The following is a 17,233-nucleotide window of genomic DNA, read 5'->3' on the forward strand; positions in this document are numbered from 1 at the left end:
TCGATGATGAAGAGAGTAACGGTTGATATTCGTCAACTAGCGAGTCAGGGAATGGTGGAAGCCTGAGGACGAACCGGTCGTGAAACGCACTTCTGAGACGCTGCCCGATTCCTGATGGAAAAGGCGTAGCCGGGGGAACCCCGTTATCCCCGAACAAGGTGGGTGTCGAGTGACACCAAGAAGAGTGGTACCGCGGTCATTCCGTCTCTTTGCGCGTGGCGCAAGGGGCGTTTTTTATTGCCAAAAAATCAGTAAAGCAGGAGGAAATAAAGATGAGTTATAAAGCGCAGTATGCAGAAGTATTACATCACGTCATGGAAGGTGCCTTATCGGTTGAACAAATCGAACAACTGATCGAGCAACCGAAACATGAAGATCATGGAGATCTGGCATTCCCATGTTTCATGCTCGCTAAAGCATTCCGTAAAGCACCGAACATGATTGCTTCGGAGCTCGCAGAAAAAATTGACGCGCCGTTGTTCTCGAACGTTCAAGCTGTTGGTCCTTACATCAACGTCTTCTTGAACCGGGAAGTCGTCTCGCAAGAAATCGTCAACCAAGTCCTGACGGAGCAAGAGGCGTTCGGATCAAGTGAAGCGAATGGAAAAACGATCGTCACTGATTTTTCATCACCAAACATCGCGAAACCCTTCTCGATGGGGCACTTGCGTTCGACGGTCATCGGGAACGCGCTCAACCAAATCTCACGTAAAAAAGGGTACGACGTCGTCGGTGTCAACCACTTAGGGGACTGGGGAACACAGTTCGGGAAATTGATGGTGGCTTACACGATGTGGGGTGAGGAAGAAGCGGTCCGTGCAGAACCAATCAAGGAATTGTTGAAATTATACGTCCGGTTCCACGAAGAAGCGGAAACAAATCCGGCACTTGAGGATGAAGGACGTCTCTGGTTCAAAAAACTCGAACAAGGTGATGAGCAGGCAACGACGCTTTGGACGTGGTTCCGTGAAGTCTCACTCGTCGAGTTTAACCGTGTCTATGAGATGCTCGGTGTTAAATTCGATAGCTTGAACGGAGAAGCCTTCTACAACGATAAGATGCAACACGTCATCGATTTGCTCGAAGAAAAAGATCTCCTCGTCGAATCAGAAGGGGCAATGGTCGTCGACCTCGAAGCAGAAGGTATGCCACCTGCTTTGATTAAAAAGAAAGATGGCGCAACGCTTTATGCGACACGTGACTTAGCAGCTGCTGTCTATCGTCTCGAAACGTACCGCTTTGAGCAAGCGTTCTACGTCGTCGGTGGGGAACAAGCGCTTCACTTCAAGCAATTGTTCGCAGTCTTGAAGAAACTTGGATTTGAGAACGTCGACGGAATGCACCATGTGCCGTTCGGTCTGATCATGAAGGACGGAAAGAAAATGTCGACGCGTAAAGGTCGGATCGTCTTACTTGAAGAAGTACTACAAGAAGCGATCGACGTTGCGAAGCAAAACATCGCGGAAAAAAATCCGAACTTAGCGAATGCCGAAGCCACGGCTCGTCAAGTCGGTGTCGGCGCCGTCATCTTCCACGACTTGAAGAACGAACGGATGAACAACATCGAGTTCGATCTTGAGCAGATGTTGAAATTCGAAGGCGAAACAGGACCGTATGTCCAGTACACGAATGCCCGTGCGCACTCGTTGCTCCGTAAAGGTGGCTATGATGGCACACCATTCGCTGGTAGTGCCGATGATCATGCATGGGGTGTCGTCTCGATGCTAAACCAATTCTCGACGGTCATCGATCGCGCGTTCACACGTCGCGAGCCATCAATCATCAGCCGCTACGTCTTAGATCTTGCACAAAGCTTCAATAAATACTACGGACACGTCCGTGTTCTCGAAGATGACGCAGCAAAACAATCGCGTCTTGCACTCGTCAAGTCGGTCACGATCGTCTTGACAGAGGGTCTTCGTTTACTCGGTGTCGGCGCTCCAGAAGAAATGTAAGACCAATCCACGAATAAGAAGAGGTAGATTATGAAGACTGAGACGAAAGAACGATTACAGCAAGCTGCTTCACAGATGAAGCAGGAGCCTTTGGCAGAAACGGTCGCCTTTATGGCTGATTTTCACGGGAAAGTCGCTGCTTGGTTACCGGGAGAGTCTGTCGATTTCGTTCACGATTTCGTGACGGCGCCGGAAGCCGATTTGATTGCTCCGATTGAAGGAGACGCATTACGGACGAAAGATAATTTTGAATTCTTCATGCGTAAGAAACAGACACGAAAAAAACTGGGTGAACTGTTGACGCTTTGGAAGTCGGCACGTACGACAGAGACGTTGAGTCAAATCGATGCGATCGGATTGAAAAAATGGCTCGCTCGTAATGAATTCCGTTCGGAAGACAAACCATGGGATTATTTGAACCGTCTGCATGTTCTCCTGTTCCTTGATTTGATGACGACGATCATCGATGATCATCGATTGACGAGTCTGCATGAGCAACTTGTCGGTACGACACCAGTCCCGACGAGCTTCGTACGTCGTCAAGGGGATGTCCGTCAAGTCATCGAAACATTCGCGGAAGAGATGAACTTCACACAAGTGGATGTCGTCAAGGCATCGCTTGTCCGTTATCTCTGATCAATAAGATGCATGAACAAAAGCCGTCGAGCCCTGTGCCCGACGGCTTTTGTCGTATCCTCTTACTTCGCCTGATAGAATACGATCGTTTGTTGCTCTGAATCGTAAAGACACCATTCTCGTTCGAAGACGACGGGACCCAGATTGACGGCATATCGTTTTCCTTTGATGGATAAAGTTTGACCTAGTGGGCTCGATTTGGCGATACCATTTCGAAACAAACCTCTGATATGACTATGACCAAAAAAGAGTAACGGTTCGCGTTGTTGTGACAGGTCGGGTAGAAAATCCCGCGACCAACTGAGTTGATCTCCATGAATCAATAACGCCCCCTCGATCCGTTGTTTTCGAGGGCAATCGCGTAATGCATCGATGACAGGAGACAGATGTGGTGGAACGAGAGACAGGATGCGCTCTTCTTGATTACCCAGTAACGTCTTAAAATCAATCAGCTCTATAAAATCATCATCGAGCGTCACGACGAGGGAGAGCGATTCGAAAGAATAGCGCTTCGCTCGCTTTTTACCGACATGGCATTCATGAACATCACCGAGACAAAACAAATGCGCATCGGGAGCGATCCGCCGTATGTCAGCTAGGACAGCCGCTGTGTCGGCTACTGAACTGTGAAGATCCGCAAAAAGGGCATAACGCATGATCGACCACTCCTTTGTTAAGGAGATACCCGAAAATGCGTCATGCCCATCTTTTTTCAATCAAGTCATGCGTATCTTATTCTGTTTCGACTGTGACGCCACGTTCTGCGAAGACGACTTTTGCGACTTCGAGTGCGTTCAAGACACGTGGGAATCCAGTGTAAGGAACAAGATGCATGATAGCTTCGACGATTTCGTTTCCTGTCAAACCAGCTGTCAATCCAGTATTGATGTGGAGAGCGAGCTGTGGTTCTGTACCTTGTGTGACGAGGGAAGCAATCGTCACGATTGCGCGGTCACGATTGACGAGACCATCACGGCTGTAAACTTCACCGTATGCGAAATCCGTGATCCACTCACCGACTGCTGGAGCGATATCTTTCAGGGATTCAGAGATTTTGTCATGCGTCGATTGTGCAGCGTTTGCGTCTGTGAATTCGCTGAGTTTTTTAACGCCTGTTTCGTGACGTGATTCAAAATGAGTTGCCATGGTAAAGGACTTCCTTTCTTTTTTAACGATGTTCTCATCGTAAAGGAAGAATTTCCATTCTACAAATACATGGTTTTTATGAAAGGTATGCTTATTTGGAATACATATCGCTGACGAATTGAATCCATTTCCGCGTCACGTACGATTGGTAGCGACCGGTTGGAACGGCGATTCCTAAGTGCCACGGGACTCGTGTTTCAAGTGGGATCGTTTTGACGCCACGAATCGAAAAGCGATCCGCGATCGAACGCGGAAGGACGGTCACGGTATTTCCTTCTGCGACAAGTAAACATAAGAAGTCCCACTGCGAGCTCACCCGAGACACGTTAGGCGTAAATCCGGCATCTTGGCAGGCGTTCAAGACAACATCGTGGAGTGAGAACGTTTCGTTGAACAAGACGAACGGCATGTCGGAAACTTCTTCTAACGCAATCATCGACCGATCAGCGAGTGGATGATCACTCGGTAAGAATAAATGGAGTTCTTCTTCAATGAAGGGGTGTGTCGTTAAATGCTCATCCGAAGGCAGCACCGTTGCGATCAAATCGACTTCACCGGCGACGACCGCTTTTTCTAACGCATGTCCACCGGCTTCGATTAATTCGATTTGAATCATCGGATACATCTCTTCGAAGCGACGCAGTAGACCTGGGAAAAACAGCGAACCAATTAGTGGGGGTACGCCGAGACGAATCGTTCCCTTCGTCAGATGCATGACATCATAGAGATGAGAAGGCAGATCAGATAACTGTCGCAGAATCTTTTCACCTTCAATCAATAAGGTCTCGCCGGCATCCGTCAGGACGATTTGTCGTTTGCTCCGGTCGAACAATTCCATCTCAAGTTCTTCTTCTAAGTGACGGACCATTTTACTAAGCGTCGGTTGCGTGACGTGGAGATGTTCAGCGGCACGAGTGAAGCTTTTGAAGCGTGCCACTTCCGTAAAGTATTCCAGTTGGCGGAAATCCATTAGTATTCTCCTATTCTTTTGAGTTATAGATGTCATAACAAGTATTCATTTTTATTATTCTTTCAATCAGCGTACAGTAAAGAGACCGAACACGTAAAGATAAAGAAAGAAGGAATCCATCATGATGAAACAACTCGAAGGAAAAGTCGCGTTAATTACAGGAGCAGCAAGCGGAATCGGTCTTGAGATCGCTGAAGAATTCGCTCAAGAAGGTGCGAAGGTCGTCATCGTCGATCTTCAGGAAGAAGCTGCAAAACGCTCTGCTGAAACGCTTCGTGAAAAAGGCTTCGATGCGTTTGCTGTCGCAGGTGATGTGACAAGTGAAGAGGCAATCAAATCAAGTATCGATCAGACGGTCGCACATTACGGAACGATTGATATCGTCATCAACAACGCGGGAATGCAACACGTCTCACCAATCGAAGAGTTCTCGACTGAGAAATTCGACTTGCTTCAAAGCATCATGCTTCGTGCACCATTCCTCTATACGAAATATGTCTTCCCGATCATGAAAAAACAAGGCTCTGGACGGATCTTGAACATGTCATCGATCAACGGATTGATTGGTTTTGCAGGGAAAGCTGCTTATAACAGTGCGAAACACGGCGTCATCGGTTTAACGAAAGTCGCAGCATTAGAAGGGGCAACTTCGGGTATCACGGTCAACGCGATTTGCCCAGGATATGTCGATACACCACTCGTCCAAAACCAATTGTCTTCGCTCGCTGAAACACGGAATGTACCGCTCGAACGTGTACTAGAAGAGGTCATCTATCCACTTGTTCCGCAACAACGGTTACTCCAAGTCAAAGAAATCGCGAATTACGCTATTTTCCTTGCAAGTGACAAAGCGGCAGGTGTCACGGGTCAAGCTGTCGTTCTCGATGGTGGTTATACAGCGCAGTAAGCAACGATATAAATGAAGGGAGGTACTTTTTGGATACAATCCAGAAAGCACCTCCCTTTTTTGTTTGATGGACTGAACAAAAACGTTCAGCTAATTTGACGTGAGTGGATTAACGGAAGTTAATGAACTGAACATCGACCGATAACGGAAGTTCACGAACGATTTGCATGACTTGTTGTAGGTCGTCACGTGATTTACCTGTGACACGGATTTGATCATCTTGGATTTGTGTCTTCACTTTTAATTTCGATTCCTTGACGGCATTGTTGATCTTTTTCGCATCGTCACGATCAATTCCGCTCTTAAGGATGACACGTTGGCGAACCGTATTCCCAGCAGCCTGTTCGACTTTTTCGTACTGCAGGTTTTTGGTCGGGACTTCGCGCTTGATCAATTTTGCTGTTAAGACATCTTTGACTTGATCGAGTTTGAAATCGTCATCTGAGATTAGAATCAAATCCTCTTTTTCGAGCTTCATGTCGCTCTTTGAACCTTTGAAGTCGAAGCGGTTCGTGATTTCCTTCAATGCGATCTGGACGGCGTTCTTGACTTCCTCGATGTTGATTTGTGACACGATATCAAATGAATTATCTTTTGCTGCCATGTTAATCTCCCCTTTCATTCCACTCTCTATTTTAGAGAGGAATACCGGAAGCGTCCACTGCTTTGAAATTTTGTTATAATAAAAACCATGAAATGAAAGGGGTGCTTAGCTTTGAAACAAACAGCAGACATGTTGACGCTCACACCGCAAGAACTGGATGAGCGATTTGCCTATAGTGGAAATGATTTAGGAGCGACCTTCTCAGAGACAGCGATTCGCGTGCGCTTGTGGGCGCCGACGGCAGAACGTGTCGTGATTCGTCTCTACAAGACACTACGCGCACGAAAAGTCGAAGAGGTCGAGATGATGGCAGGCGAACGGGGAACGTACGTCGTTGAACTCGATCGAGCAGCATATGAAGGTTATTTCTATACGTTTCAAGCGAGCATCAACGGACAAAAAGTCGAGGCGGTCGATCCGTATGCGAAAGCCGTCGGAACGAACGGAAAACGCGGTGCGTTAATTGACCCGACAAGTGTGACACCTGAACGATGGATCGAAGAACGCCCACTGTTCCATTCTTCGCAAGACGCAGTTGTGTATGAATTACATGTACGCGATGCAACGAGTCATCCGGCTAGTGGTGTCGTCGCACGTGGTACGTTCGCTGGGCTGACGGAAGCAGGGACACGGACACCAAATGGCGGATTGACAGGACTTGATTATTTAGCGGATCTTGGTGTGACGCATGTCCAGTTACTGCCGATCTATGATTTTGGCTCAGTCAATGAGACAGCGCCGAACGACCCGGATAACTATAACTGGGGGTATGATCCGGTGAATTACTTTGCGCCGGAAGGTTCGTACTCATCGAATCCGGATGATCCACGAACGCGGATCCTTGAGTTAAAGCAATTAGTACAAGCGTTACATGATCGCGGGATCCGTGTCATCATGGACGTCGTCTTCAATCATACGTATGATGCAGCAACGGTTCCGCTTGGTCAATTCGTTCCTGGCTACTTCTATCGTCAAGAGGCGGATGGTAGCTTGTCGAACGGTAGTTTCTGTGGAAATGATACGGCATCTGAACGTTTGATGATGCGGAAGTTCATTCTTGATTGTGTGACGTACTGGGCGAAAGAGTACCATCTGGATGGTTTCCGATTCGATTTGATGGGACTGCATGATGTCGAGACGATGAATCAGGTGCGCCATGCACTTGACCGGATCGATCCGTCGATTCTAATCATTGGTGAAGGCTGGGATCTCGATACGCCACTTGATCCGGAAGAAAAAGCGAACTACTTCAATGCACCGAAGATGCCAGGAATCGCTCATTTCAATAACGGCTTACGGGACGGGGTCAAAGGCGATGTTCAAACGCCGGAAGACCGCGGTTTCATCAGTGGGGCATTCGACCGGACGAGTGAAGTCAAACGGGGAATCGCTGGTAACGTCTCTTCGCAAGGATTTGCCGATGAGCCAAATCAGGTTGTCTCGTATGTCGAAGCGCACGATGATTTGACGATTTGGGATAAGTTAACGGTGTCTCGCCCTGAGGATACGGAAGAGACTCGTCGGAAACGGCAAATGCTCGCAAATGCCATCATCTTGACGGGACAAGGCATTCCCTTCCTCCATGCCGGACAAGAGTTCTTCCGGACGAAGGACGGAATTCGTGACAGCTTCAATGCCGGAGAGGTCGTCAATCGTCTCGATTATGAACGGGCAGAAACAGAGCGTCCGGCCGTCGAGTACGTCAAAGGATTGATTGCCCTTCGTCGTCAGTATCCGATGTTCCGTCTCGCAAACGCATCGATGATCAAGAAGCATCTTCGTTTCCTCGAAGAAGGGGAAGGTGTCATTGCCTTTGAACTGAAGCGCACCTATGAAGGATACATCGAACGGCAGCGTGTCTACCATAATGCAACGGAAGAGGATATCACGATTGAATTGCCAAACGGTGAATTCGAGGTGTTGGTGGAGTCGGGTGCCGTTAAGTTGCACGCACCACGACTGCATGAAGAGAAACAGTTGGTCGTCCAAGCATTGACGACGACGGTCATCGCCGAACGAAAAGCGGATTACAAGAAATATGCGGTAGCAGGCGGTGCAGCACTGACGATCATCGGATTGTTGTACGCAGCGAACAAACGTCGTAAGAAAACCGATTAAATCAAAAAGGACGAAGCGCTATAAGGCTTCGTCCTTTTTTGCGTGGATGACAGTCCGATGTCAGCCTGTCATGAAATTGACTTGCCTGAATTCATCGAAACCTTGTTTGAAGCGTCACCTTTCGGGAAAAAACCTCTTAAGTAGTATATGGGATGTTGTTTTTATGAAAGGATGTACGGCGTATGTTTGGTTTCGAGGATTTATGGAAATTCTTTTTGTCGTTCTTTTTATTGTTGCCTATCGTGACATTGATTCATGAGATGGGGCATTACTTTTTTGCCCGATTGTTCGGTGGAAACATGGAGATCAATATCGGTTCTGGAAAATCGTTACTCCGTGTCGGACCGATTCGTTTAAATCGTATCTATTTTTGGGATGGATGGTGTCAATATGAGGCACTACGTCACGAAACGAAGTTTGCTAATATCATGGTCTACGCTGGTGGATCGATCGCGAACTTAGTGAGTATCTTAGTCGTAAATGGTCTTATTTATGCCGGCGTGTTCGAGGCATCGATTTTTACGTACCAATTTGCGTATTTCTCGTTTTATTTCGTCTTTTTCTCCCTCTTCCCGATCGATCATCCGAATGGTTATCCGAGTGACGGAAAAGCAATCATCAATGTCTTCCGTTACGGTAAATCCGACTATCATCCACAATCTTAAACGAAGATTAAAGCCTCCTTCCATCATTGGAAAAGAGGCTTTTTACTCAAGATTCCGATTCGCTAGACGAATCAGATTCCGTTTTCGCTTGTTCTTGCTCGAGTTCGACGAGCTTTTGAATCAAGATATGGCGCGGCATATGCATCAGTTGTTCAAGTGGTACGTTCAGACGTTTTGCGAGTTCGACAGCCGTCTCTGCTGATAATTGTAAAGGTTTCATCGTGTTCGTCCTCCTTTTTCCATGAGGCTAGTATAACAGGAGGTGCAAGTCGAGCGCATCAATAGTAGCGAGAAACTGAGAAGGTTGATACCGTATGAAGTAGGAAGTGATGCATATGTATAAACCTGCTGCAGAGCTGTTACTCCATGAATCCGTCTCACTGTTCGATCGAATCGGGGAGGATTTGCTTCTTTTTCGAGATCGCCACGGATTTATGAAATGTGATGCGGATTTAAGACCACTATGGGAAACAGCATGTGCGTATGTTCCATTCTCCTGGTACATTGAGCCAGGCGGTGGGCGATTGTTCATCGTATTTGAAGAGTCAGCTTATTTTGGTTTACTAGATTTAGAGCAAGGGCATTTAGATTATATCAAGCGACCCGCTGCTTTTTCCGAAGCGTGGTTCAGTAATTTATTCTTGTGGCAAGACGATGAGATCTTCCTATATTCGGCAGAAACGGATGTTGTCTGCGTGAACGTTCAAACAGGGGACTGGCGGTACTCAAACTATGAAGAGGCACCGTTGTTCGGACGCTTGATTGAGCGAGGATATGATACACGTTTGACGTTCGAACGGTTCATCGCACCTACGACGATCATCTCCTATGATGATCTACAAAAACGGTATGTGATTTGGGATGCCGCGACGAATCAGGAATCGATTATTCCTTTTTCGGATTACGCGGAGTACTCGCTCGTTGACCACCGGCACCAATTGTTTTCGATCACCGATTCATCTCGCTTTTACTTGTATGAGAAGAGTCAGCTGAAATATAAGTTCGAGGGATGCCATTCCTCCGTTTTACTCAAAAGTGTGTTACTCGATGAAGAGGCGCGACGTCTTGCGATCGTGTCGACATCGGCGACATTCGGCAACACATGGGTTCAAATTTTTCAAAAGACGTAATGAAACATCCTTTTCGCTTTTCAGCAAGAAGGATGTTTTTTGTACGTTTATACAGAAAGGGGACGCATCATGCAACGGCTTGGTCATCTGATGAGTACGTATTTTCGAGGAGTGTTGATTGTTTGGGCAATCCTGCTCGTCGTGCTTGGATATTTCGCTTATCAACTACCCGATCGGCTAGAAGGAAACGGATTTACGCGTGACGGTGATTTTCAACGCGTCGAGACAGTACTCGATCAAGACTTCGGTCAGGATCCGCATACGATCATCGTTCTATTTGAAAATCAAGAGAATCTACGACAAACGATGATGCAACATGTCGAGCGCTTCCGTGATATTAATGGCGTCGGGAACGTCATTGGTCCCGTCGAAAATCCGCGAGCGATTCGTGACGATAAGGGATACGTGACGGTCGGTGTACCAACACTTGATGCGAAATGGGCAGCTGCGGTCACGCGTCAACTGGATGATACCGGGACGATTCGACTAACGGGTGAACCAGTCGTCGTCGATGATTTGAATACAGCGTCAAAAAATGACCTCATCCGAGCTGAGTTGATCGGAATTCCGGCAGCCTTGATCGTCTTACTACTTGTTTTCGGTACACCCGTTGCCGCCATCTTACCGTTGATCATGGGACTCGTCACTTTTGTCTTTGGTGCCGGTGTTCTTTATTTCGTTGCCGGACAACAAGAGTTATCGATTTTCGTCTTAAATGCGGTTGCGATGATTTCCCTAGCACTCGGAATTGATTTTTCATTGCTATACGTCAATCGATTCCGCGAAGAACGGCAGGACGGGCAAGATATTCGGAAGGCGGCGATTCGTTCGGTCGAGACGGCAGGACGCTCGATTTTATTTTCTGGAATCTGTGTATTCGTCGGACTTGCCGGATTGTTATTGATTGATGTTGATGTCTTCCGTGCTGTCGCGATCGGGACGCTCGTTTCGGTCCTTGGGGCCGTCATCAGTGCATTGACATTGTTACCGGCACTATTGATCGTTTTCGGGAAGGTGCTAGAAAAAGGGCGACTCTTCCGGCAACGAGCAGGTCGTAGTGAAGATCGTTGGCGCCGCCTCGCTCGTTTCGTCATGAAGCGCCCGGTCGCAGTAACGATTCTATCTTTATTGCTTCTTTTACCTTGTTTATTGCCGTTACGTGACTTGACGTTAAACATTCCGCAAGCGACCGCTTTACCGGAATCCTATCCGTCGCGTCTCGCTTTTGAGTCGTGGGAAAAAACATTCGGGAACGATGGAACGGATGCCGTCCTCATCTTGTCTGCTGATGCTTCCTCAGAGGTGGGACGAGAAAAAATCGAAGATGTGACGATTCGACTCGAGTCGGATCCCGATGTACGCTCCGTCGTATCCGCCGCAACGATCGCCGAACAGCAACAGATTCCGCTCGAGCAGTTAGTCGCTGTTCCGGCCGGGCGCGAAGCTTTGACGGCATTTCTATCAGAGAACGACCAAGCACGAATTGATGTTAACTTAAAAGGAGATCCCGGCGATGCTGCTTCGCAAGACTGGGTGCGAAAGATGCAGGCGGACGGTTATCTTGTCGGGGGACCGGCAGCCTTCAATCAGGAAATTTATGATGCCATTGAATCGAAACTCCCACTAGCAGTCGGTGTCGTCGTTTTGGCGACATTCATCATTCTGCTGATTGCGTTTCGGTCCATCTTGATTCCAATCAAGGCGATTCTAATGAATTTGCTTAGTCTAGGAGCGACATTCGGATTACTCGTCATCTTGTTTGAGTCCGGCGCAGTTCTTCCGCAGGAGACGATCGGCATTTTGACACCGGTCTTCATCTTCTCACTCGTCTTTGGTTTATCGATGGATTATGAAGTGTTCCTCGTCTCGCGAATGGAAGAATATTATGACGAGACAGGCGATAACGATTATGCGACCGAGATGGGGCTTGCGAAGACGAGTAAGATCATTACGTCTGCTGCCTTGATTATGATCGTCGTCACAGGGGCGTTTGCCTTCACGGGCGTCAGTCCAATTAAACAACTTGGCGTCGGTATCGCGCTTGCGATTTTTATTGATGCCACAATCGTCCGGATGCTACTCGTCCCCGCACTGATGAAACTATTTGGTCACTGGAACTGGTGGTGGCCGGGTGGTCGTCGTAAAGCGATTCGCAAGTGACACATCGCGTAAGCACATCAGTAGCTATTCGGAGGAAGACGAGCGTATACTGTCGATATTCAATTCAAGAAATTAGAGGAGGCACTTCACTCATGGCAACTCAAGCAATGTTTGAACCATTTACATTACCAAACGGTGTGACGCTGAAAAACCGCGTCTTGATGGCACCGATGACGAACTATGCAGCACAAGAGAACGGCGAAGTATCGGATGCGGAACTCGCGTACTATGCAGAACGTTCAGGCGGCGTCAGTGCGGTCATTACAGCATGTGCGAATGTCACAGCAGACGGTCAAGGATTCCCGAATGAGTTCGGTGCGCATCGTGACGATCTCGTTCCAAGTCTGAAGCGACTCGCAAAAACGATTCAAGATAAAGGCGCAAAAGCGATCTTACAAATTTTCCACGCTGGTCGTATGGCACCACCAGAACTCGTCGGTGGGCAAACAGTCAGTGCAAGTGCTGTCGCACCTGTACGTGAAGGAGCAATGACACCTCGTGCGCTAGAGGCGGAAGAAGTTGAAGCAATCATTGAAGCATTCGGTCAGGCGACACGTCGTGCGATGGAAGCTGGATTTGACGGTGTTGAGATTCATGGTGCGAACACGTACTTGATTCAACAATTCTTCTCACCACACTCAAACCGTCGCGAAGACAAATGGGGCGGTAGCTTAGAAAAACGTCTCGCCTTCCCATTAGCGGTCGTGGATGCAGTCGAAGCTGTCGCGAAACAGGATCCTTCGTTCATCGTCGGATACCGTTTCTCTCCAGAAGAGATCGAAAATCCAGGAATCACACTCGATGATACGATGCGCCTCGTCGATGAGCTGGCGAAAAAAGACCTCGATTACTTGCACGTTTCCGTGATGGACTTCTTCGCAGGTTCGATTCGTGACGAAAATGCAACGACATCACCAATCACGCTCGTCCAAGAACGTGTTGGCGAACAAGTACCTGTCATCGGTGTCGGATCGCTGCACACAGCGGACGAAGTCGAACAAGGTTTGGCTGTCGTTCCAATGATCGCTCTCGGTCGTGAACTGATCATGGAACCGAAGTGGGTTGAGAAAGTCGAAGCGGGTGACCTTGCGTCAATCCGGACAGAACTTGATCCAGAAGCACAAGCAGAACTCGTCGTTCCAGATGCATTATGGGCAGGCATCACAAGTCGTCCAGGCTGGTTCCCGATCAAACAAACAAGCAAATAATAGAACAGCATCAAAAAACACTCTAGATCTCGTGTCTAGAGTGCTTTGAGACTGAAGGTAAAGTGCAATTTTTCTCTAACGAGAAGGATTGCGCTTTTTTGTTCGTCTCGCATCGTTTTCCTGGGACAAGCATCGCGCCGCTTCGCTTCGCTGCAGGGTCGCTCTTGCTTGTTTTTCCCTAGGAAGCGATGTCGAGTGAACAAAACGCGTCTCGGATCCTTCTTCTAGATAAAAAAGAATAACGCGTTTACACGCCACTCCTACAGGAAAAAGCGCATTTATGCGCTGTCAGAGACAAACGAGACCCGTTTCCTGCTCGAATAGAGCGGGAAAACTGGCTTGTGTCTCGCCTGAGGAAAGGGCGTGAAAAGATGCGTCATTTTTTGGAGTCAGCCCTGTTGTCTACAATTTTTTTGTTTATTAATAGGCAACCTGTCCCATCCGAACGCCACAAAACGTATGCAAGGAGACCGGATCCTGTAGATTCGTTCGTTCCAACATATCGTTTAGGAGCAAGGCACAGACGTAGGCATCCTCTTTCGCGTCATGGTGCTGGAAAGAGACGTTGAGGAATTCAGCCATCGTATTCAATCGATGGTTCGGTAACCACGGATACAGTTTGCGGGATAATTTGACCGTGCAGCCGTAGGTGAAAGCGGGCATCTGGTACATATCGTATTTTTGAATCGCTTTTTGGAGCGCCCCCATATCAAATGATGCATTGTGGGCAACGACCAGTTGAGCACCTGCGATTAAATCGTATAAGCCCTGTGCTTCCATCGCTTCAGGTAACGTCGGTGCATCGAAGACATCACTCGGACGAATTCCATGGACCCGGATGTTTCCAGCATCGAAGTTCTCTTCTGGATTGATTAAGACCTGTTTACTCTCCGTGACGCGACCGTTGGAGAGAACGGACCAACCAAACGCACAAATGCTTCGGCTATTCCGATTTGCCGTTTCAAAGTCAATCGCTAATGTATACATGCAGCAGACTCCTTTCTGTCATTCACTAGTAACAGAATACATGTTCGTATTATAGAAGTCCATTAAAAAAGACCATCTGCAAGGCAGATGATCTGATATCCATTCCAGTCACTTCGCGGTGGCGACTTTTTGTTCCTCTGCGACGTACTCCTCCGGTTTAAATAATAGAACGCGATCTTTATAGGCGAAGACAAGGGCCGTCAAGACAGCCATCGCATCAGCGATCGGGAAAGCGAACCAGACACCATTGACACCGAAGAACAGGGGTAAGATCAAAACGAGTGGAATCGTGTATAACGTTTGGCGTGACAAGGATAAGAATAAAGCGACTTTCGCTTTGGCGAGCGATTGATACATCCCGTTGACAATCATTTGAATCCCATAGACGAACGATAAAGCGAATAAGATGCGCATCGCACTCGAGCCTTCCTGCAGCAGTGCTGCTTCTTCCGTGAACAAGCCGACCCAGAAGCGAGGGAACAATTGAATCAGTAACCACAAGCTGATCGATAACGATAAGCCGTAACGGATTGCCAACTTGATGGCAAGTGACATCCGGCTAAATTGCCGAGAACCGAAATTATACCCGACGATCGGTTGCATCCCTTGCACGATCCCCATGATTGGCATACCGACGAGCGCCATGAACTTATTGATGACCGCAAACGTCGCTAGTTCCGTCGTACCACCGTACCGGACGAGCATGTGGTTGACGGTGATGAACAAAATCGATTGGGAGACTTGCATGATGAACGACGATGATCCGATTTGCATCATCCGAAACGTTAAACGGAAATCGGGTTTGAAAGCATTCCGATTGAGTGTTAACCCCGTTTGCCGACGTTTCGTAAAGAAGAATCGGAAAACAAGTGCAGCACCGACGATTTGCGCAACGACTGTTCCGAGTGCAGCACCTTGGATGCCCCAATCAAGACCAAAGATGAACAGAGGTGTCAGGACGATGTTGATGGCAACTGTCGTCAGCATGACGCGCATCTGATAGTTCGCGCGTCCTTCTGCGCGGAGCATTGCACTCGACGCCATCGTCAACATGAAGAACGGAGATCCGATCAAGAGGACGCGTAAGAAATCGATGCTATACGGCATGATTTCATCTGTCGCTCCAAAGAGACGAAGTAACGGTTCGACGAAGATGAAAGCACTGATGATGGCGAGCATACTGATGAAGAAAACTGCTATCAAGACGTTCGCATAAGCACGACTGGCACCATCCGTCTGTTTTTGACCAAGCCGTTGTGACGCAATCGCAGCCCCCCCGATACCGATTGAGTTAGCGATCGCCATCAATACGAGCTGGACGGGGAAAGCGATTCCGACAGCGGCAACGGCAGCCGTACCGATGCCTTGAGCGACGAAAATCGTATCGACGATATTATAGAGTGCCGTGACGAGCATCCCGACCATCGCCGGTAAAGAGAGACTAAGTAAGAGCTGGTTGATAGGTGCTTCACCCAAACGGGCAGTATTTTTATTCATGGAAGGAGAGCCTCCTTTTTTAGACAAGTGGTAAGTAGGGTTTTACTCAGAGTAGTCGCTTCTATGAAGAGATGCAAGAAATCACTCTAGTCAATGTGTTCGTCTTATAAAAAAAGGATGCGCCATGAAGCGCATCCGATGGAACTCGTTTTAAGATGGTGTAGGCAAGTACCCTTTCGAGTACTCGAAAGCAATGAATAAAATGGCACCGAGCGCCAAGTAAGCGAGTAAGGTGATCGTTTGTTGTTTTTTCGGCATCTGGTGATACTGGACCGACTCTTCAGCGAGTCGGAGCGGTTCGATCCGCTGATCGATTCGTCGCAACAACGCATCGTAGTCGTTCGCAGCATCATATTGATACCGTAACAGATCGTCCGCTTCCTGACGTGCCTCTTCCGGACTCGCTTGTCGCAAATCTTGTAAATCGAGACGAAGCGACCAAGCGATCGGGTCGTACGTACTTTCGACCGTTTGTTCTTCCTCCACTTCCGGTGCAAGAGCGACTTCCGCGTTTGCACGTTCTTGTTCCGCCTTTGCGCGTAAGACGCGTTCGCGTGCAGCACGGTATAACATCAAGGTCGATCGGTTCGCCTCATATTGTTTTGCGAACTTATACCGTTTCCAGACAGCACTGCCGCCGAAGAAAGCAATCAAGAGCAGAATCAGGCTGAAGTTCGTGATGCCGTAAGCAATCAAGGCAGCAAGACCTGCAACCCAAACGATGATCGGAAGTCCCGCAAGAATCCGTCCGCCGTCAAGCGGACTGACGGGAAGTAGGTTGAAGAGATTCAATAGAGCTCCGAGATGGAAGATGACGAGCCAAAAGTCATTTCCCGTCACAGTGTATCCAATCGCAAGCGGAATCAGGGACACGAGACCCGCGAGTGGTCCACCGTACGCAAGAATCGCTTCTTGTTTTGGTGTCCGGAACGTATCTTTGATCCCGATGACGGCTCCCATGAACGGTACGAAAATCGCGGGACCCGTTTTAAAACCGAGTCGTTTCGCAGCGAGTAGATGTCCCATCTCATGAATGAATAGGAGATAGAGTAATCCGACCCCGAACCAGACACCGAATACTTGAGCGTAAAAGAGAAGCGAAACTCCGAACGAAATCAGAGTGCCTCCAAACTTCGAAAATTTTAATAAGGCAAGGATGACCTTTCCTTTCGTTAAGAGAAAGGCGCCGGCAACAGCAAGTCCACCCCAACGTTTTTTAGCCATCGTGAAATTCCTTCTTTCATCATGTG

General features: G+C 48.1%; 16 protein-coding genes and 1 other annotated feature (1 of these 17 only partly in view). Of the genes, 8 read left to right on the forward strand and 8 right to left on the reverse strand.

Going from position 1 to position 17,233, the window contains the following annotated elements:
* Positions 1 to 212: a binding site (T-box leader), on the forward strand; it begins 6 nt to the left of the window's first position.
* 60 nt (positions 213 to 272) lie between these two features.
* Complete coding sequence (gene argS, locus EXG77_RS01075) at positions 273 to 1,955, forward strand: arginine--tRNA ligase (RefSeq protein ID WP_023469677.1); 1,683 nt, start codon at positions 273 to 275, stop codon at positions 1,953 to 1,955.
* A gap of 30 nt (positions 1,956 to 1,985) precedes the next feature.
* Positions 1,986 to 2,591: a hypothetical protein gene (locus tag EXG77_RS01080; RefSeq protein ID WP_035395610.1), complete on the forward strand. Its 606-nt coding sequence runs from the start codon at positions 1,986 to 1,988 to the stop codon at positions 2,589 to 2,591.
* Between the two features lie 62 nt (positions 2,592 to 2,653).
* Here EXG77_RS01080 and EXG77_RS01085 read toward each other — a convergent pair whose 3' ends face one another.
* The 3 genes from EXG77_RS01085 to EXG77_RS01095 all read right to left on the reverse strand — a co-directional run bounded on the left by EXG77_RS01085 (position 2,654) and on the right by EXG77_RS01095 (position 4,707).
* On the reverse strand, positions 2,654 to 3,247 hold the full coding sequence (locus tag EXG77_RS01085) for a metallophosphoesterase (RefSeq protein WP_035395612.1): 594 nt from the start codon (positions 3,245 to 3,247) through the stop codon (positions 2,654 to 2,656).
* 76 nt (positions 3,248 to 3,323) lie between these two features.
* Entirely contained in the window at positions 3,324 to 3,737 is a 414-nt protein-coding gene (locus EXG77_RS01090; protein WP_023469674.1) for a carboxymuconolactone decarboxylase family protein, read from the reverse strand.
* A gap of 91 nt (positions 3,738 to 3,828) precedes the next feature.
* Complete coding sequence (locus tag EXG77_RS01095) at positions 3,829 to 4,707, reverse strand: LysR family transcriptional regulator (RefSeq protein ID WP_035395614.1); 879 nt, start codon at positions 4,705 to 4,707, stop codon at positions 3,829 to 3,831.
* A 121-nt stretch (positions 4,708 to 4,828) separates the two neighbouring features.
* On the opposite strand from EXG77_RS01095, the gene EXG77_RS01100 reads away from it, so the two are divergent.
* Entirely contained in the window at positions 4,829 to 5,614 is a 786-nt protein-coding gene (locus EXG77_RS01100) for a 3-hydroxybutyrate dehydrogenase (RefSeq protein ID WP_035395616.1), read from the forward strand.
* 109 nt (positions 5,615 to 5,723) lie between these two features.
* Here the strand turns inward: EXG77_RS01100 and EXG77_RS01105 are convergent, their stop codons facing one another.
* On the reverse strand, positions 5,724 to 6,218 hold the full coding sequence (locus tag EXG77_RS01105; RefSeq protein WP_023469671.1) for a YajQ family cyclic di-GMP-binding protein: 495 nt from the start codon (positions 6,216 to 6,218) through the stop codon (positions 5,724 to 5,726).
* Between the two features lie 111 nt (positions 6,219 to 6,329).
* Between EXG77_RS01105 and pulA the strand changes: the two genes are divergently transcribed.
* Together pulA and EXG77_RS01115 are read left to right on the forward strand one after the other, a co-directional pair.
* The gene (gene pulA, locus EXG77_RS01110) at positions 6,330 to 8,336 is read left to right on the forward strand and encodes a type I pullulanase (RefSeq protein ID WP_238987905.1); all 2,007 of its coding nucleotides are present in this window, start codon (positions 6,330 to 6,332) and stop codon (positions 8,334 to 8,336) included.
* Between the two features lie 182 nt (positions 8,337 to 8,518).
* Positions 8,519 to 9,001 carry a site-2 protease family protein gene (locus EXG77_RS01115; RefSeq protein ID WP_023469669.1) on the forward strand — a complete coding sequence of 161 codons (483 nt, stop codon included), beginning with the start codon at positions 8,519 to 8,521 and terminating at the stop codon, positions 8,999 to 9,001.
* Positions 9,002 to 9,047: 46 nt separating this feature from the next.
* Here EXG77_RS01115 and EXG77_RS01120 read toward each other — a convergent pair whose 3' ends face one another.
* A complete protein-coding gene (locus tag EXG77_RS01120; RefSeq protein ID WP_023469668.1) occupies positions 9,048 to 9,221 on the reverse strand; it encodes a YycC family protein in 174 nt (57 codons plus the stop codon).
* A gap of 115 nt (positions 9,222 to 9,336) precedes the next feature.
* Here EXG77_RS01120 and EXG77_RS01125 point away from each other — a divergent pair, with 115 nt between their 5' ends.
* The 3 genes from EXG77_RS01125 to EXG77_RS01135 all read left to right on the forward strand — a co-directional run bounded on the left by EXG77_RS01125 (position 9,337) and on the right by EXG77_RS01135 (position 13,499).
* Complete coding sequence (locus tag EXG77_RS01125) at positions 9,337 to 10,131, forward strand: hypothetical protein (RefSeq protein WP_023469667.1); 795 nt, start codon at positions 9,337 to 9,339, stop codon at positions 10,129 to 10,131.
* Between the two features lie 69 nt (positions 10,132 to 10,200).
* Positions 10,201 to 12,291 (forward strand): MMPL family transporter, encoded by a 2,091-nt coding sequence (locus EXG77_RS01130; RefSeq protein ID WP_035395620.1) that lies wholly within the window; start codon positions 10,201 to 10,203, stop codon positions 12,289 to 12,291.
* Between the two features lie 92 nt (positions 12,292 to 12,383).
* Positions 12,384 to 13,499: an NADH-dependent flavin oxidoreductase gene (locus EXG77_RS01135; RefSeq protein WP_023469665.1), complete on the forward strand. Its 1,116-nt coding sequence runs from the start codon at positions 12,384 to 12,386 to the stop codon at positions 13,497 to 13,499.
* A 420-nt stretch (positions 13,500 to 13,919) separates the two neighbouring features.
* On the opposite strand, the gene EXG77_RS01140 is transcribed toward EXG77_RS01135, so the two are convergent.
* The 3 genes from EXG77_RS01140 to EXG77_RS01150 form a co-directional block, all read right to left on the reverse strand.
* On the reverse strand, positions 13,920 to 14,486 hold the full coding sequence (locus EXG77_RS01140; RefSeq protein WP_035395622.1) for a 3'-5' exonuclease: 567 nt from the start codon (positions 14,484 to 14,486) through the stop codon (positions 13,920 to 13,922).
* Between the two features lie 108 nt (positions 14,487 to 14,594).
* The gene (locus EXG77_RS01145; RefSeq protein ID WP_035395624.1) at positions 14,595 to 15,983 is read right to left on the reverse strand and encodes an MATE family efflux transporter; all 1,389 of its coding nucleotides are present in this window, start codon (positions 15,981 to 15,983) and stop codon (positions 14,595 to 14,597) included.
* 150 nt (positions 15,984 to 16,133) lie between these two features.
* Complete coding sequence (locus tag EXG77_RS01150) at positions 16,134 to 17,207, reverse strand: site-2 protease family protein (RefSeq protein WP_035395627.1); 1,074 nt, start codon at positions 17,205 to 17,207, stop codon at positions 16,134 to 16,136.
* Positions 17,208 to 17,233 lie beyond the last annotated feature (26 nt).

The sequence above is a fragment of the Exiguobacterium sp. OS-77 genome, assembly GCF_000414195.2.
Classification (GTDB): domain Bacteria; phylum Bacillota; class Bacilli; order Exiguobacteriales; family Exiguobacteriaceae; genus Exiguobacterium_A; species Exiguobacterium_A indicum.

Bases quoted from the DNA above. Each gene is read 5' to 3' on its own strand.
- argS (WP_023469677.1), top strand. From the start codon at position 273: ATGAGTTATAAAGCGCAGTATGCAGAAGTATTACATCACGTCATGGAA.
- EXG77_RS01080 (WP_035395610.1), top strand. From the start codon at position 1,986: ATGAAGACTGAGACGAAAGAACGATTACAGCAAGCTGCTTCACAGATG.
- EXG77_RS01085 (WP_035395612.1), bottom strand. From the start codon at position 3,247: ATGCGTTATGCCCTTTTTGCGGATCTTCACAGTTCAGTAGCCGACACA.
- EXG77_RS01090 (WP_023469674.1), bottom strand. From the start codon at position 3,737: ATGGCAACTCATTTTGAATCACGTCACGAAACAGGCGTTAAAAAACTC.
- EXG77_RS01095 (WP_035395614.1), bottom strand. From the start codon at position 4,707: ATGGATTTCCGCCAACTGGAATACTTTACGGAAGTGGCACGCTTCAAA.
- EXG77_RS01100 (WP_035395616.1), top strand. From the start codon at position 4,829: ATGATGAAACAACTCGAAGGAAAAGTCGCGTTAATTACAGGAGCAGCA.
- EXG77_RS01105 (WP_023469671.1), bottom strand. From the start codon at position 6,218: ATGGCAGCAAAAGATAATTCATTTGATATCGTGTCACAAATCAACATC.
- EXG77_RS01115 (WP_023469669.1), top strand. From the start codon at position 8,519: ATGTTTGGTTTCGAGGATTTATGGAAATTCTTTTTGTCGTTCTTTTTA.
- EXG77_RS01120 (WP_023469668.1), bottom strand. From the start codon at position 9,221: ATGAAACCTTTACAATTATCAGCAGAGACGGCTGTCGAACTCGCAAAA.
- EXG77_RS01125 (WP_023469667.1), top strand. From the start codon at position 9,337: ATGTATAAACCTGCTGCAGAGCTGTTACTCCATGAATCCGTCTCACTG.
- EXG77_RS01130 (WP_035395620.1), top strand. From the start codon at position 10,201: ATGCAACGGCTTGGTCATCTGATGAGTACGTATTTTCGAGGAGTGTTG.
- EXG77_RS01135 (WP_023469665.1), top strand. From the start codon at position 12,384: ATGGCAACTCAAGCAATGTTTGAACCATTTACATTACCAAACGGTGTG.
- EXG77_RS01140 (WP_035395622.1), bottom strand. From the start codon at position 14,486: ATGTATACATTAGCGATTGACTTTGAAACGGCAAATCGGAATAGCCGA.
- EXG77_RS01145 (WP_035395624.1), bottom strand. From the start codon at position 15,983: ATGAATAAAAATACTGCCCGTTTGGGTGAAGCACCTATCAACCAGCTC.
- EXG77_RS01150 (WP_035395627.1), bottom strand. From the start codon at position 17,207: ATGGCTAAAAAACGTTGGGGTGGACTTGCTGTTGCCGGCGCCTTTCTC.